The sequence below is a fragment of the Rhizobium sp. BK008 genome, from assembly GCF_014197345.1.
GTDB classification, from domain to species: Bacteria; Pseudomonadota; Alphaproteobacteria; order Rhizobiales; family Rhizobiaceae; genus Rhizobium; species Rhizobium anhuiense.
The window spans coordinates 633,397-647,322 of record NZ_JACIFK010000002.1; the positions used below are offsets into that span (position 1 = coordinate 633,397).

Here is a 13,926-nt window from a genome sequence, read left to right on the forward strand (position 1 = left end):
ACTCGCTTTGCAACGCAAAGGATTCCATCCGTGCAGAAATATTACCGTATCGGCCAAATCGTTCCGAGCTCCAACACAACGATGGAGACCGAAATTCCCGCCATGTTGACGGCGCGCCAGTCCATCCGCCCCGAGCGCTTCACCTTCCACTCCAGCCGCATGCGGATGAAGAAAGTGGTCAAGGAAGAACTGGCAGCGATGGACGCCGAATCCGATCGATGCGCCGTCGAGCTTTCCGACGCCCGCGTCGATGTTGTCGGATACGCCTGCCTGGTTGCGATCATGGCGATGGGCCTTGGCTATCACCGCCAGTCGGAACAGCGCCTCACCGGCCGCACTCAGGAAAACGACACGAACATTCCGGTTGTTACCAGCGCCGGCGCGCTGATCGAGGGGCTGAAAGTGATGAAGGCAAAGAAGATTGCCGTCGTCGCACCCTATATGAAGCCCCTCACCGAACTCGTCGTGAACTATATTCGCGAAGAGGGCTTCGAGGTGACGGATTGGCGGGCGCTGGAAATTCCAGATAATCTCGATGTCGCCCGCCACGACCCGGAAAACCTGCCGGCGATCGTCCAGACACTCGATCTCTCGGATGTCGATGTGATTGTGCTTTCGGCCTGCGTACAGATGCCGTCGCTCCCTGTGATCGCCAAGGTCGAGGCCATGACGGGCAAGCCGGTCCTCACCGCCGCCGTCGCCACCACGTATTGCATGCTGAAATCACTGGGAATGGAAGCCGTCGCACCGGGTGCCGGCGCGCTGCTGTCCGGCGCGTATTGAGGAGAGCCCGATGATCAGTGCCGAAACCAACTATCAGGGCGTCTGGGGCAACCGCATCGGCTTCGGCCAGCGCCCCGCCTTGCTCGTCATCGACTTTCTGAAGGCCTATACGGTGGAAGGCGCGCCGCTCTTTGCGCCGGGTGTCGTCGATGCAGTGGCGCAAACACCGGCGCTTCTGGCTGCCGCGCGGGCCGCAGGCATTCCCGTCATCCACACCCGCATCCTTTATCTCGCGGAAAACTGTGCCGATGGCGGCATGTGGGTGAAGAAAGCCCCGGTCATGAAGGCCATGGTCGAGGGCAACGTGCTGGCCGAATTCTGCGACGGCGTCGCGCCGGAAAAAGGCGAACTTGTCATAATCAAGCAATATGCCAGTGCCTTCTTCGGCACCAGCCTCGGCTCGCTGCTGCACACGCAGGGGATCGACACGGTTATCATGGCCGGCTGCTCGACCAGCGGCTGCATCCGTGCGAGCGCCGTCGATGCCGTGCAGCACGGCTTCCGGACTATTGTCGTGCGCGATTGCGTCGGCGACCGGCATCCCGATCCGCACAATGCCAACCTCTTCGACATCGACAGCAAGTATGGCGATGTCGTTTCGAGGGAGGAAGCGATCGCCGAAATCGCCAAGGTCAAGTCCGACTGTCCGTAACTTTACAAAACAGCCAAGCCTTCAAACAAGATAGGGGAATGAGCATGGATCAATTCAGCTTCACGGAAATCTGCCTGCATCAGTTGAAGATGTCGGGCGTCCACGAGGGAGAAAAACTCATTGTCCTGACCCAGGGCAACGAGCGCCTCGACTACGCCGACGCCTTCATGGCGGCGGGCATGCGTCTTGGCGCCAAGATGTATCACATGCGTTTGCCGCCGGTGCCGCCGGCAGGTGCATGGGCGGTCGGCCAGACAGGCCTTGCCGCCATGCCGGAAGCGGTAGAGGCCCTGAAGGCCGCCGACATGCTCATCGATTGCATCTTTCTACTCTTCAGCCCGGAACAGATGGCGATCCAGGCGGCCGGCACGCGCATCCTGACCGCCGTGGAACCGCCGGAGATTCTGGCGCGCATGCTGCCGACAAAGGAACTGCGCGAGCGCGTGGAATTTGCTGGAGACCTGCTGTCCAAGGCGAAAGTGATGCGGATCACTTCTCCGCATGGCACGGATGTCACTTACAAGCTCAACACCTATCCCGCCATTACGGAATATGCGTGCACGGACGAGCCGGGCCGCTGGGATCATTGGCCGTCCGGCTTTGTCTTTACGGGTGGTGACGACGATGGCGTCGACGGTACAATCGTCGTTGCTCCGGGTGATATCCTGCTGCCTCAGAACATCTACGTGCGCGACCCGATCATCTATACGATCGAAAACGGTTGGATCACCGACATTCGCGGCGGTCTCGATGCCGAACTGGTCAAATCCTACATGGCAGGTTTCAACGACCCGCGTGGCATGGGCATGAGCCATGTCGGCTGGGGCCTTAATCAGAACGCTAAGTGGCATCGAATGGTGCCTGGCGAATTCCCCGGAGGCATGGGCATGGAGGCACGCTCCTTCTACGGCAACGTGATGTTCTCCACTGGCCCCAACAACGAGCTCGGCGGCCCGAATGACACCGCCTGCCATCTGGACATCCCGATGCGCGGTTGCTCGCTGTTCCTCGACGATGAACCGATGGTTCTGGATGGCGACATCGCCGTCAAGGAAATGAAGTACAACTTCAAATAACCGAGATAGCCAATCCGCTCCGCGCGAGATCGCGCGGAGCGGGTGCGGCTCGAGACGCCTTGACCAGCGTAACCTGCTGTGATGTTTCCTGCAGTCCGCGCTGCATTCGCGCCAAAGAGCCGCAAACCGATGGACCACACCGACGATGACCGCAAAAGACACCGAAGACCTGCCCGAAGCGCCGGCGCCTCACAATGGCTACCACGTCACGGAGCAAGTCGGGCATCTGCTGCGCAAGGCCTATCAGCGTCATCTCTCGATTTTCCAGACCAATGCGAGTGATCCAGACCTGACATCGGTGCAGTTCGTGACGCTGTGCGCGCTGCATGACCTCGGTCCCAGTTCACAGGTCGAACTCGTCAAGGCCACCTCCGTCGACCAGGCGACCATCCGTGGCATCGTCGAGCGGCTGAAGGCCCGTGGACTGATCGATCTCTCCAAGGACGAGGCCGACGGCCGCAAGGTGGTTATCTCCCTGCTACCCAAGGGCGAAGCCCTGCTGCAGGACATGTATCCGCAAGCCTATCTCATCAGCGAAAAGACCGTCGCGCGTCTCAACCCCGCGGAACGCATAGCGTTGCTGTATCTCCTGCGCAAGATCGCCGACGATGAGAACGGAGAACAGTAGGTGCTGATTGGGTTACCCGCGGTCTTGACCGGAATCGAACCACCGCACACTCCATCGAAGAAAACGATCGCGCTGGATTCCTTAGTGGGCCTTGCCTCCGCCTCGTTTCCAAAGGTGAATTCCGTGAGGTTCAATCCATAAGGGGAGCTGAATTTCTCGGCGCCCGCTCCAGCGAGCCGAGCTTTTCCACGCCGGTTGATTTTCCGGTCTGCGAGGGTCCAAGCACGGCAAAGCAGCGCATCGGCAATCCTCCAACTGCCGTAAACACAATCTTCAGCCATCATAGGATTCCCTGAACCGCTGCAATTGGTGCCGCACACAGTCCTAACCCCATCACGGTAAACCACGAGCTCGCCATTCCGCGGGAAACAAGGCTAAGTGCTTGTGGCGCTTGCGGCAACCGACGGCACCCCGACCGATATCAGCGCAGGCAGGGATACGAACGACCCGCCGGCCCGCCAGCGCATTCCTGCTGCCGGCTAACAAGCCAGCCAGGAATAGAAGAATGATATCGTACATGTTCAGGTCGCCGTGCAAAGCTTGACCGCGAAATCTCCTTCGTTTTTCAGCGGCGCACCAGTTCTGCGTCCCCGCCGGTATAATCGCACGCGCCTGGAAACGTCAGATTGTGAGGGCATTCTCCTAGACTCGACTCGAATCCCCGGGAATGCTTCATTGGCGCTCGAAGGACTGAAGATGACATACGAGTGGATGAAAGCCGACACGACGAATGCGACCTATTAAGCCACCCGCGTGCGCATTGATATTGTCAGCGTTCAGTGTTCCCGTCGCCTTGTTTTTGCACGCATCGCCTGTTTAGTCGACCATCGAACTGAAATTACCGAGCCTTCCCAGGTAGAACGTCCATATGCAAGTCAGGATGTCTCGCGCGATTTGACCTGCTGGCGGCGTTGCACGGCGTTTGTCCCGGTGGTCGAAGACAAGGAAGTAATTCGAACGGGCTCTCGCGCGGCCTGCGTGCGAACCCGCTGGATGAGCGTTCGAACCTGTCGGATCGATGCACTGACCCGTTACCCCGCTGACTCCCAGAGAACCCGGTAAGATTCATGGCACAAATTCGTATCCACCATCGCACGATCTATCGCTACCGTTACGCGGTGCATCTGAGGCCTCATCGGCTGATGTTGAGGCCGCGCGAGGGCCGCGATCTCCGGCTGCTGTCGTATGAGGTCTCGATAGCACCACAGGCCCAGCTCAGTTGGGCGACGGATGTCTTCGGCAATGTCGTTGCCACTGCGGTTTTCAACGAGATGGCCGATGTCCTGACCGTTGATAGCGTCGCCCTGGTAGACCTTACCGCCGCAGCATGGCCGGTCTTTGCTATTGCAGGCTCCGCCGTCACTTTTCCCTTCCGCTATTCGGATGAGGAATGGACAGATCTCGGGGCGCTGACGGCTCGGCAGTATGCCGACCCATCCGAGCAGCTTCAGCGATGGGCACGAGGGTTTGTCGCGAGCAATTCGACAGACACGCTCTCGCTTCTGAAGGACATAAGCGCTGGGGTGTCGTCATCGATCTCCTATCAAAGCCGTGAGGCGGAAGGCACACAGCCGCCAACCCAGACTTTGGATCGTAGTTGGGGATCGTGCCGCGACTTTGCAGTGCTGTTTGCAGAAGCCGTTCGTTGTCTGGGCTTTGGAGCGCGCATTGTGTCTGGATACCTGTTCAATCCCGATCAAATATTGCTCGGTTCGCAGGATCAGGGCTCGACCCATGCCTGGGTCGAGGTCTTCCTACCGGGCGCAGGATGGATCACATTTGATCCGACCAATCGCAGCATGGGCGGGGCCAATCTCATCCCTGTCGCTGTCACTCGTGATATCGCGCAATCCGTTCCCGTTGCAGGCAGCTTCGTCGGTGCGTCAGATGCATTCGGATCAATGGACGTGGAGGTGCAGGTCGAAATGTCTGCATGAACTTCGCAGCAGGCCAACGGAACGATCGCAACGATCGGGCGTAGCTTCGCTTTTTTGTCGCCGCATTGGTCGATCCATCATACATATAGGCGTAATGTCCATTATGCATCGACCAAAGGAAACTTCTGCGACGGCGCCATTCTGCGAACGAGCATGAAGTGCGCGAACGGTTCAGTGTGCGACGCCTGGTTCCCCATGTGCCCTCACGATAGCGTCCGCTTCCTTGCCGTATAGCTCCTCGAAGTGATCGAAGGTCTTGGAAAAATAACCAATGCCCTGCGTCGCCGAGCGCAGCGCCCGCGCCAGATCGTCGAGTGCGCCGCCCGGAATAAGTGCCCGGAAGATGTCCCATCCCTTGGCGGTTTCATCCCGGTCGAAGCCGAGAACTTGGCCCTTGAGAGCGGAGACGATCTGGACGAGGCTGCCGGAATAGATCGACGGAATGTGAATTTCGCTGCGGAAGACCGGTTGCATTAAAACTGCCGCCCCTTCGGAAAGCGCCTGTCGCACTCCCATTTTCGACGCAGTCCGGAAGGCGTGTTCCGAACTGTCGACGGCATGGTGCTGACCATCGTACAGCGTTACGCCGACATCGATGACCTTGAAGCCTAGCGGCCCTTTCTCCATAGCTTCGCGCGCGCCTGCTTCGACAGCTGGGATATAGTTGCGCGGGACGACGCCACCCTTGACGGTCTCGCTAAAGCTGAAGCCCCGGCCGCGCTCATTGGGGCGAATGCTCAGCTTCACATCCGCGAACTGTCCGGCACCGCCTGTCTGTTTGCGGTGACGGTAATGAACCTCGGATGGTTTCGCAGTTGTCTCGCGGTAGATCGGGCTGGGCGTTCGATCGGTTACGTCGATATGAAACACGTCGGACAGGGTTCGGCAGAGATCGCGCAGATGCACCGGCCCCTGGACGCAGACGAGATGGGCCCCGGTGCTTTCCTCCTGCAAGACCGTTAGGCCGCGATCCGTCTCGGATAGTTTTGCCAGCGTTTCGGAGAGCTTGTTTTCATCGCGCTCGCTGCCCGGGACTAGGATCCTTTCAAGCATCGGGGTGGGCGGCTGCGTCCACTCAGGCGGGGCGACCACCGCGCCTGATGTCAACAGCGAAGGGACGGGCAAGTGGTCGGACTTGACCGTCGCAAACACATCCCCCGACGCAGGCACAACGGCCGAATTGGACTTCCCGTTTGCGAGATGCTGTACGGCGCCGAGGCCGGAGCCGCCCAGCGATGCGCCCTGCCGCAGTCCATCGCCAAGCGCGCGCACGAGCACTGTCTTACCGACATTCTGGCGATGATAGGCATGGAAGCTCACGGCGGTCAGCTTGTTTTCATCGACATTGCTCGCACGAGCTAGGCGCTGTCGAAGAACCCCGACCGGCGGCGCCTCGTGGCGCAGCGCCTTCATCAGCCTCATCATGCCGTTGCCGTGACTTGCGGCACCGATCAGGACTGGAATAATCCTGTTTTCCCTGAGAACCCGCGATGAAATGGCATAGAGCGCGTCGCTGGGCGGCTCGCGATCTTCGATCAGCTCCTCGAGAAGCCAGTCGTCGAATTCGGACAGGTGTTCCAGGAGTTCGCTGCGCGCTTCGTGCTCGCGCTCGGCGGCGCTTTCGGGGATTGCGATCAGCGCCGAAGTCTGGCCTTCCCGGTAGCGCCACGCCCGTTCCGAAATCAGATCGCAACTGCCTATGATCCTGTCCCCCTCGCGGATCGGGATCTGGCGAAGCAAAAGCGTGTGGTTGGCGTAGTCTTGAAGCGCGGCGATCACGTCCCTCAGCCGCCCTCTCGGTTCGTCCATCCGGTTGACGAAGAGGATGCACGGCGTCTCCGAGGCCTCGATTACCCGCAGATAGGGCGCGGCGAGCACAGCCTCCTCGGGTGCCGATGAAACGCACAGGATGCAGGCGTCGCTGGCAAGAAGCGCGTGTTGTGCATGCGCCAACGCTTCGTTGGGTCCTGGCGCATCCAGCGCACACCACGCCTCGTTTCCAAAGGTGAATTCTGTGAGGTTCAATCCATAAGGGGAGCTGGATTTTCTCGGCGCCCCCTCCAGGGAGCCGAGCTTTTCCACGACTGTTGATTTTCCGGTCTGCGAGGGTCCAAGCACGGTAAAGCAGCGCATCGGCATTCCTCCAACTGCCATAAACACAATTTTCACATAGGATGCCCTGAACCGCTGCAAGGCGCCAGAGGTGTTCATGGGCGCGTGCTTTATCTCGACGAGCATGGTCGAAGCATACCTGGCCCGCCGGCCCAGGCGTTCTGCTTCGTGAGTACGAAAGTGAAAACGGCAAGGTCGGAGGCTTGCAATTTTTTCGCATAGGCATGAAGAACGATCGTGCCTTCCTGCAGCTTTTGGCAAAAGGCTTCGACACGAACGATGACGGCCGGTCTCGCCGCCGCACGATTGGCTTTGAAAGTCCTTTTGGCACGGACATTTCGCCATTTTTCAAAGTATTCTTGCCGAGAAACTTCAAAGGGTGCCAATTTTGCTCGATGGCTTCAATGAAGCTGGATCACTTCGAGCGGCAGGGAACAGAGCAACGGAGCGGGACCGTCGCGTTCGAGACGGTGCTCAGCGAGATGATCGCCCAGGGCTAAGAGTCCAAGAAACATCTTGATTACCGGATCATTTGGGAAGTTTGGCCAGGTGGCCGGACAACTTCTGCAATTGTGCCCATGCGATCCCGAAAGTGCCGTCGAGTGAACGGCGCTGACTTATCGCCGGGTCTTGGAGGGGTCGCCGCGATCATTTGCGGGAGATCGGTCATCGGCCGACGCCGGCCCCGGAGAGAAATACGTGTTCGACGAGCTTGAGCGTCCGCAGCATAGGATGCGTAATCAAAAGAATCTGGTTCTTGCCGGCGCACCGGGACTCGTCCTTGAATTTCTCGAGCCACGGATCCAGCCGACCTAGACATGCGTTTGACGCAAAAACGCCCGCGTCATGAGCGGGCGTCGAGCGGTCGGAGAGACTAAATGATGTGCGGTTAGCGCGCGATCGATGCACGGGCGAGGCTGCGGATGTCAGCACGGTCGATCCCAAGGTCCTGCAGCTCACGGCTAGACATGCGGCCGAGTTCGGTGACGGTCTGACGGAACTTGCGCCAGTTGTTGAAAGAGCGTGCTACGTTCATGATAATCCCCTTCCTGAGGGCTATGTGACGTCAGCAACCTTGCTTGGTTCCGGCGTCGTTTCGATGATCGGAATATAGGCGTTTCAATCGGTTTAAAACAGCGACAATCCCTCACCCCACCTATGCGCAGGACGCATAAGGTTTTCTTTTGCAACGGGAAATGCTCTTTTTTCAGCCTCGAACTTTTCACTAAGTAGGCGGGTTACCATCCCGGTTTTCTTTCAGTTGCACGGTTTCCTTCGGCCCACGTCCCAATCAACATTGTCATGAAGCGCTCGGCCGCGGGCGAAAGCGTCCCACCGCGACGACGCACAATGCCGATCGTTCGTGAGATTTGAGGATTGCCAATAGGTCTCGTGACGAGGAACGGGTGCTCTTCCTGTGGGGTGGCGAGTTTAGGCAGAACCGAAATTCCAAGCCCCGCTTCCACCAAACCAAGCGATGTCGAAAGATGTGTGACTTCATAGGACCAGCGCAGTTTCAGGTTCGACTTCGCCAGAGCGGCGTCAAGAAGCGTACGGTTGCCGCTGGACCGGTGAACTGTGATCAGTTGATAGGGCGCCAGATCGTCCCATTCGAGTTCGCTCTTCGCTGCCAGCGGATGATCCTTGCGTGCCGCCAGCACGAATGGATCTTCGATGAGCCTCTCGAAGATGAGGTCGGGATCTGAAAAGCCCATGATATTAATGCCGAACTCGACTTCCCCACGGGCGACTGCCTGCAGTCCGTCGGTGGCCGGGAGATCGAGAATGCGAAAACGAATGTTCGGATACTCGGCGCTGAATTGCTTGATGACGGTCGGCAAAAAATAGAAAGCAGCCGTCGGCAGACATGCGATTGTCACGAGGCCGCTGCGCTGAGATCCGACATCGCGCACCGCAAACAGCGACGTGTCGAACTCCTCAAGCATTCGTCGCACCAAAGGTATCAGTTCCGCGCCAAGGGCGGTTGTCGAGACATGACGCGTGGTGCGCTCGAGCAAAGGCGCCCCGATTGCCAGCTCGAGCTTCTGAATTCGACGACTGAGCGCCGGCTGGGACAGATTGAGCGCTTCGGCAGAGCGGTGGAAGTTTTCCAGTTCGACGACCGACAGAAACGCGCGCAGATCCAGTATCTCGCAATTGATGCTCATAACGCATCATTCCCTCTGATATTCGCATTTCCCATATCAATCATTTTGCCGCTTACTGCAACAAAGAAGCTGATTGATATATAAATCACATCAGTATGCGGGTACAACCATGAACGACCTGATTTCCATTCCCTGCGTTCTGATGCGAGGCGGCACCTCCAAAGGACCGTTCTTTCTCGTATCCGATCTTCCATCGGATTCGCGGCAACGCGATCAGATCCTGCTTTCAGTCATGGGTTCGGGTCACCCTCTGCAGATTGACGGTATTGGCGGCGGCAACCCCGTCACCAGCAAGGTTGCCATCGTCGGCCCGTCAACTGTGTCCGATGCTGATGTCGATTATCTGTTCGCCCAAGTCCGCATCGATCAGCAGTTCGTGGATATCTCGCCCAACTGTGGAAACATGCTTGCGGCCGTCGGGCCGTTCGCGATCGAGGCCGGACTGGTCAAGGCGGCGACGGGCGTAACCCGCGTGCGCATTCACAACGTCAATACCGGCAAACTCATCGAAGCGGAGGTTCCGACCCCCGATGCCCGCGTTGCCTACATGGGAGATGCCTCGATCGACGGCGTGCCGGGCAATGCGGCACCGATCGCGCTGACCTTCATGGATGCGGCCGGGGCACGCACAGGCAAACTTTTCCCGACCGGCAACCCGTGCGACACGATTGATGGCATCGATGTGACCTGCATCGATTGCGCGATGCCGATGATGCTGCTCGAAGCCGCGGCCCTCCGTGTGACGGGAAACGAACCTGCAGCCGAGCTTAACGCCAACGGCGCAATGCTGCACCGACTCGAAACGCTACGGCTTGAGGCTGGCCGTCGTATGGGCATGGGCGATGTCAGCAACCAGGTCACGCCCAAACCGGTGTTGATCTCCACTCCCAACAAGGGCGGAGATCTCGGCGTGCGCTATTTCATGCCGCACCAATGCCACCCGTCTCTTGCAACAACCGGCGCGGTTGGGATTGCCACGGCCTGCATCAGCGACGGAACCGTCGCTGCGCAACTGATCGGCAATCGCAAGCCGCCGGTCATCCTCGTTCTCGAACATCCAAGCGGTCGTTTGGAAGTAAAACTGGATACCCGCGACGGCAAGACAGTTGCCGGAATCCTGCGGACGGCCCGACGCCTCTTCGAGGGCCGGGTCTTTGCAAAACCTATCGCGCAAGTGGTTTGCGCTGCATAATCGGAAGTGGTTGCCGGGAGGGCGCCACGCATCAGGGAGGAATACACATGCGCAAACTTATACTCGCCCTTGCGGCAACGGTCGCTTTTGCCGGTTCGGCTTTTGCGGAACCTGTGCGCATCAGCGTCGGGTCCTACAACCTCAACAACCTGCCCTTCCCGGTCGCAGCTGGCCTAGGTCTTTACGAGAAGGAAGGTCTTGAGGTGACCGTCGAAAACTTCGCATCTGGCGGCTCCAAGACGCTGCAGGCGCTTGTTGCCGGCTCCACGGATATCGCTGTCGGCTTCTACGACCATACGATCCAGATGCAGTCGCAGAACAAGGCGGTGGTCGGCTTTGTCCAGCTTGCGCGCAATTCTGGCCTGGTTCTGGCCGGCGGGAAAAACTCATCCTTCGATCCGACCAAGCCGGAAACGATCAAGGGCGCGAAGATCGGCATCACCGCACCGGGATCATCTTCCGACTTCTTCGTGCGCTACTACCTGCAGCGCAACAATCTTTCGGCCGACGACATCTCGCTGATCGGCGTCGGTTCCGGCGCGGCCGCAGTCGCGGCCCTCGAGCAAGGTAAAGTGGATCTTCTGGTCAACTACGATCCCGCGGCGACCTTTATCGAGGCAAAGGGTGTCGGCAAGATTTTGATCGACGCCCGCAGCGACGAGGGAGCAAAGGAGATCTATGGCGGAATTTATCCGACCGCCGTCCTCTATGCGACACAGGCCTATATCGATGAGAACCCGGAAACCATCCAGAAGGTCACGAACGCGACCGTCAAGGCACTGGCATGGATGAACACACATAGCGCTGAAGAGATTGTCGAAAAACTGCCGGAAGAATTCATCTCCGGCGACCGGGACACCTATGTGAAGGCCGTCCAGAATGCCAAGCCGATTTTCTCGGTGGACGGCAAGTTCAGCGAGACCGACACGCAGACGCCGTTGGCCGTCCTCAAGAGCTTCAACGAAAAGGTTGCTGCCGCAACAATCGATCTTTCCAAAACCTACACGAACGCTTTCGTGGACAAGGTAACGGATAAGACCACCAATTGATCCTAGGAGGAGGCCATGTCTTTGGCTGTCGTAAACCCCATGCCTATCCCGACGGGACAGCAAAATGCAAAGTCGATGGTATCGATCGACGCCGTGACAATGTCATTTGGTTCCTATGTCGCGGTGCAGGACGTCAACCTCACGGTTGCCGATGGCGAGTTTCTCGCCATCGTCGGCCCGACCGGTTGCGGCAAGAGCACTATTTTGAACGCGATCGCAGGTCTTCTGAAACCCGCGAGCGGTACGGTGACGATCGACGGCACGCCGGTAAAGGGCGTGCAGAATGACATTGGCTATCTCTTCCAGCAGGACGCGCTGCTTCCGTGGAAGACATCCATCGAGAATGTCGAGCTCGGCCTGATGTTCAGGGGTGTTGGAGCCACTGAGCGCCGTGAGCGTTCGATGAGCTGGCTTGCCAAGGTCGGGCTGAAGGGGTTCGAACACCGCTATCCGCACCAACTCTCCGGCGGCCAGCGTAAACGTGTCCAGATGGCGCAGGCCCTCATTGCCGGTCCGAAGGTGATCCTGATGGACGAGCCCTTCTCCGCGCTCGACATCCACACGCGGCACCTTATGCAGAATGAGTTGCTGCGCCTTTGGCAGGAAGAACGCCGCGCCGTGGTCATGATTACGCACGACCTTGAAGAGGCCATCGCGCTGGGAGACCGCGTCGCCATTCTGGCCGCCGGCCCTCGATCGCGGGTCATCGAAAGTTTCCCGGTCGATCTCGAGCGGCCACGGGATGTGGCAGAGATCAAACTCGATCCACGCTTTATGGATCTGTATCGCAATATCTGGGCTTCCCTGCGTGGCGAAGTGGAGAAAAGCTATGAACGTCGGGACTGAACGCACTATCCAGCTCGGTATGCTGGTTTTTATCCTCGGTGGCTGGCAGCTCGGCGTGACCGCCGGCTTCATTGATGTCTTCTTTTTCCCGGCGCCACTCGATATCTTCAATCAGATTGTCAGCTGGATCGTTGACCCGGGCTTTTACAAGCACGTCTCGATAACCCTGACGGAAACAGTGCTCGGTTACATCATTGGCACGGGCCTTGGTGTCGCCGCTGGTGTATGGCTCGGTCTCAGCCGGAGCGCCGCCCGGATCCTCGACCCGTTCATCAAGGGGCTCAACGCCGTTCCGCGCGTGGTGCTTGCCCCGATTTTCGTTCTTTGGCTCGGGCTCGGCCTTTGGTCGAAGGTGGCGCTTGCCGTAACACTTGTTTTCTTCATTACCTTCTTCAACGCCATGCAGGGCGTCCGCGAAGTCAACCCGGTGGTCCTCGCGAATGCAAGGATCCTCGGAGCCAAACCTTCCGATCTATTGCGGCATGTCTATTTCCCCGCAGCAGCAAGCTGGATCCTGTCGTCGCTTCGTACCTCCGTCGGTTTCGCGGTCGTCGGCGCCATCATTGGCGAGTATCTTGGCTCCTCTGCAGGACTGGGCTACCTGATCGCGCAGGCGGAAGGCAACTTCGACGCGGTGGGGGTGTTTGCCGGCATCATCATCCTGGCCATGTTCGTGCTCATCATCGATCGAATTCTCGATGTTCTGGAAGGCCGGCTCATCAAGTGGAGACCGAACGCCGCAGAAGAGAGAGCGGCGTAACAAATCGAATTAGTTTCCATGTGAGTTCTGATTGGGGGTGCCGCCATCGGCACTCCGTTCTTTTTGGCCTTGTGTTAGAAAGTACCGCCAGCTCCCGATTGATATGCTGGCTCAAAGTTGGAATCGTGGGCGTATTAAGCAGCCATTGGTTAACACCTCAATTGGATTGGCTTCCAAAAACGCGTTGACCACGTGGCATGCCTTATGATGCCCACTTGTCCTGTGGTGACCTTGTCCGTCGGGATAAGCTTGAGTTCGGCGACAAGCGCATCGCGATACGGGACGATCTGCGTGATTGCCTTGCAGACGCAATACCAGCGCCAGATGCGTTGACGGCGAGTAGTGTACGATACCAGCTTGCGAAGTGCTGAAAGCTGAGTGTTCTACCATTATGTAAGGCTCATAACTGGACGAAGCGGCGGCGTATGTACAGCGGAACGGAAACATACCTCGGCACGTTTGCGGAGAAGTATTTTGCGGCATTGCAATAGCTGATAACGCACTGCAATATAACTGTTACAAATCTGTGCAGTTGGGGTGCCGTGTGATGAGGATTTGCATCTATAAGTCGGAAAGAGCCCCTGAGCTTACCCTCTTGCTGCGAGAGGGCCTGCCTCTACCGCTCGATACCAAGATAGACAAATGGACCAAAATCAAGGTCGTCACCGACAGGGAAATGAGAGCAGACCTTTTGAATCAAGTTGGCGGCGCGGGGTACGCGTT

The 13,926-nt window shown here is 58.3% G+C and carries 13 protein-coding genes and 1 pseudogene; 10 read left to right on the plus strand and 4 right to left on the minus strand.

Going from position 1 to position 13,926, the window contains the following annotated elements; genetic code table 11:
* The first annotated feature begins 30 nt into the window (after positions 1 to 30).
* The 4 genes from FHT69_RS14420 to FHT69_RS14435 all read left to right on the plus strand — a co-directional run bounded on the left by FHT69_RS14420 (position 31) and on the right by FHT69_RS14435 (position 3,139).
* Positions 31 to 783, plus strand: a complete 753-nt coding sequence (locus FHT69_RS14420; protein WP_097544167.1) for an Asp/Glu racemase — start codon at positions 31 to 33, stop codon at positions 781 to 783.
* Positions 784 to 793: 10 nt separating this feature from the next.
* Positions 794 to 1,435 carry an N-carbamoylsarcosine amidohydrolase gene (locus FHT69_RS14425; RefSeq protein ID WP_097544166.1) on the plus strand — a complete coding sequence of 214 codons (642 nt, stop codon included), beginning with the start codon at positions 794 to 796 and terminating at the stop codon, positions 1,433 to 1,435.
* A 44-nt stretch (positions 1,436 to 1,479) separates the two neighbouring features.
* Positions 1,480 to 2,511, plus strand: a complete 1,032-nt coding sequence (locus FHT69_RS14430) for a hypothetical protein (protein WP_007800776.1) — start codon at positions 1,480 to 1,482, stop codon at positions 2,509 to 2,511.
* A gap of 145 nt (positions 2,512 to 2,656) precedes the next feature.
* Positions 2,657 to 3,139 carry a MarR family winged helix-turn-helix transcriptional regulator gene (locus FHT69_RS14435; protein WP_097544164.1) on the plus strand — a complete coding sequence of 161 codons (483 nt, stop codon included), beginning with the start codon at positions 2,657 to 2,659 and terminating at the stop codon, positions 3,137 to 3,139.
* Between the two features lie 305 nt (positions 3,140 to 3,444).
* Here the strand turns inward: FHT69_RS14435 and FHT69_RS34660 are convergent.
* Positions 3,445 to 3,658, minus strand: a pseudogene (locus FHT69_RS34660) (TSUP family transporter); the annotation flags it as partial.
* A 548-nt stretch (positions 3,659 to 4,206) separates the two neighbouring features.
* Here FHT69_RS34660 and FHT69_RS14440 point away from each other — a divergent pair.
* On the plus strand, positions 4,207 to 5,076 hold the full coding sequence (locus FHT69_RS14440) for a transglutaminase family protein (RefSeq protein ID WP_183905527.1): 870 nt from the start codon (positions 4,207 to 4,209) through the stop codon (positions 5,074 to 5,076).
* Between the two features lie 171 nt (positions 5,077 to 5,247).
* Here FHT69_RS14440 and FHT69_RS14445 read toward each other — a convergent pair whose 3' ends face one another.
* Complete coding sequence (locus tag FHT69_RS14445; RefSeq protein WP_097544235.1) at positions 5,248 to 7,209, minus strand: elongation factor G; 1,962 nt, start codon at positions 7,207 to 7,209, stop codon at positions 5,248 to 5,250.
* A 203-nt stretch (positions 7,210 to 7,412) separates the two neighbouring features.
* On the opposite strand from FHT69_RS14445, the gene FHT69_RS14450 reads away from it, so the two are divergent.
* Positions 7,413 to 7,688, plus strand: coding sequence for a hypothetical protein (locus tag FHT69_RS14450; RefSeq protein ID WP_183905528.1), 276 nt, complete (start codon positions 7,413 to 7,415; stop codon positions 7,686 to 7,688).
* A gap of 389 nt (positions 7,689 to 8,077) precedes the next feature.
* Here the strand turns inward: FHT69_RS14450 and FHT69_RS14455 are convergent, their stop codons facing one another.
* Together FHT69_RS14455 and FHT69_RS14460 are read right to left on the minus strand one after the other, a co-directional pair.
* Positions 8,078 to 8,224 carry a DUF1127 domain-containing protein gene (locus FHT69_RS14455; protein WP_097544157.1) on the minus strand — a complete coding sequence of 49 codons (147 nt, stop codon included), beginning with the start codon at positions 8,222 to 8,224 and terminating at the stop codon, positions 8,078 to 8,080.
* A 202-nt stretch (positions 8,225 to 8,426) separates the two neighbouring features.
* Positions 8,427 to 9,356 (minus strand): LysR family transcriptional regulator, encoded by a 930-nt coding sequence (locus FHT69_RS14460; protein ID WP_097544156.1) that lies wholly within the window; start codon positions 9,354 to 9,356, stop codon positions 8,427 to 8,429.
* Between the two features lie 109 nt (positions 9,357 to 9,465).
* Here FHT69_RS14460 and FHT69_RS14465 point away from each other — a divergent pair, with 109 nt between their 5' ends.
* From FHT69_RS14465 to FHT69_RS14480, 4 genes are read left to right on the plus strand one after another with little or no spacing between them, the layout of a single operon-like run.
* Entirely contained in the window at positions 9,466 to 10,548 is a 1,083-nt protein-coding gene (locus FHT69_RS14465; RefSeq protein WP_183905529.1) for a 4-oxalomesaconate tautomerase, read from the plus strand.
* A 47-nt stretch (positions 10,549 to 10,595) separates the two neighbouring features.
* Complete coding sequence (locus FHT69_RS14470) at positions 10,596 to 11,597, plus strand: ABC transporter substrate-binding protein (RefSeq protein ID WP_097623347.1); 1,002 nt, start codon at positions 10,596 to 10,598, stop codon at positions 11,595 to 11,597.
* A 15-nt stretch (positions 11,598 to 11,612) separates the two neighbouring features.
* A complete protein-coding gene (locus FHT69_RS14475; protein WP_097544139.1) occupies positions 11,613 to 12,443 on the plus strand; it encodes an ABC transporter ATP-binding protein in 831 nt (276 codons plus the stop codon).
* Complete coding sequence (locus tag FHT69_RS14480) at positions 12,427 to 13,203, plus strand: ABC transporter permease (RefSeq protein ID WP_097544138.1); 777 nt, start codon at positions 12,427 to 12,429, stop codon at positions 13,201 to 13,203. The genes FHT69_RS14475 and FHT69_RS14480 overlap by 17 nt, the downstream gene beginning before the upstream one ends.
* The last annotated feature ends 723 nt before the right edge of the window (positions 13,204 to 13,926 follow it).

Excerpts from the sequence above, each read along its gene's own strand:
- FHT69_RS14470 (WP_097623347.1), top strand. The coding sequence starts at position 10,596 with ATGCGCAAACTTATACTCGCCCTTGCGGCAACGGTCGCTTTTGCCGGT.
- FHT69_RS14475 (WP_097544139.1), top strand. The coding sequence starts at position 11,613 with ATGTCTTTGGCTGTCGTAAACCCCATGCCTATCCCGACGGGACAGCAA.
- FHT69_RS14455 (WP_097544157.1), bottom strand. The coding sequence starts at position 8,224 with ATGAACGTAGCACGCTCTTTCAACAACTGGCGCAAGTTCCGTCAGACC.
- FHT69_RS14440 (WP_183905527.1), top strand. The coding sequence starts at position 4,207 with ATGGCACAAATTCGTATCCACCATCGCACGATCTATCGCTACCGTTAC.
- FHT69_RS14435 (WP_097544164.1), top strand. The coding sequence starts at position 2,657 with ATGACCGCAAAAGACACCGAAGACCTGCCCGAAGCGCCGGCGCCTCAC.
- FHT69_RS14425 (WP_097544166.1), top strand. The coding sequence starts at position 794 with ATGATCAGTGCCGAAACCAACTATCAGGGCGTCTGGGGCAACCGCATC.
- FHT69_RS14480 (WP_097544138.1), top strand. The coding sequence starts at position 12,427 with ATGAACGTCGGGACTGAACGCACTATCCAGCTCGGTATGCTGGTTTTT.
- FHT69_RS14430 (WP_007800776.1), top strand. The coding sequence starts at position 1,480 with ATGGATCAATTCAGCTTCACGGAAATCTGCCTGCATCAGTTGAAGATG.
- FHT69_RS14460 (WP_097544156.1), bottom strand. The coding sequence starts at position 9,356 with ATGAGCATCAATTGCGAGATACTGGATCTGCGCGCGTTTCTGTCGGTC.
- FHT69_RS14445 (WP_097544235.1), bottom strand. The coding sequence starts at position 7,209 with ATGCGCTGCTTTACCGTGCTTGGACCCTCGCAGACCGGAAAATCAACA.
- FHT69_RS14465 (WP_183905529.1), top strand. The coding sequence starts at position 9,466 with ATGAACGACCTGATTTCCATTCCCTGCGTTCTGATGCGAGGCGGCACC.
- FHT69_RS14450 (WP_183905528.1), top strand. The coding sequence starts at position 7,413 with ATGAAGAACGATCGTGCCTTCCTGCAGCTTTTGGCAAAAGGCTTCGAC.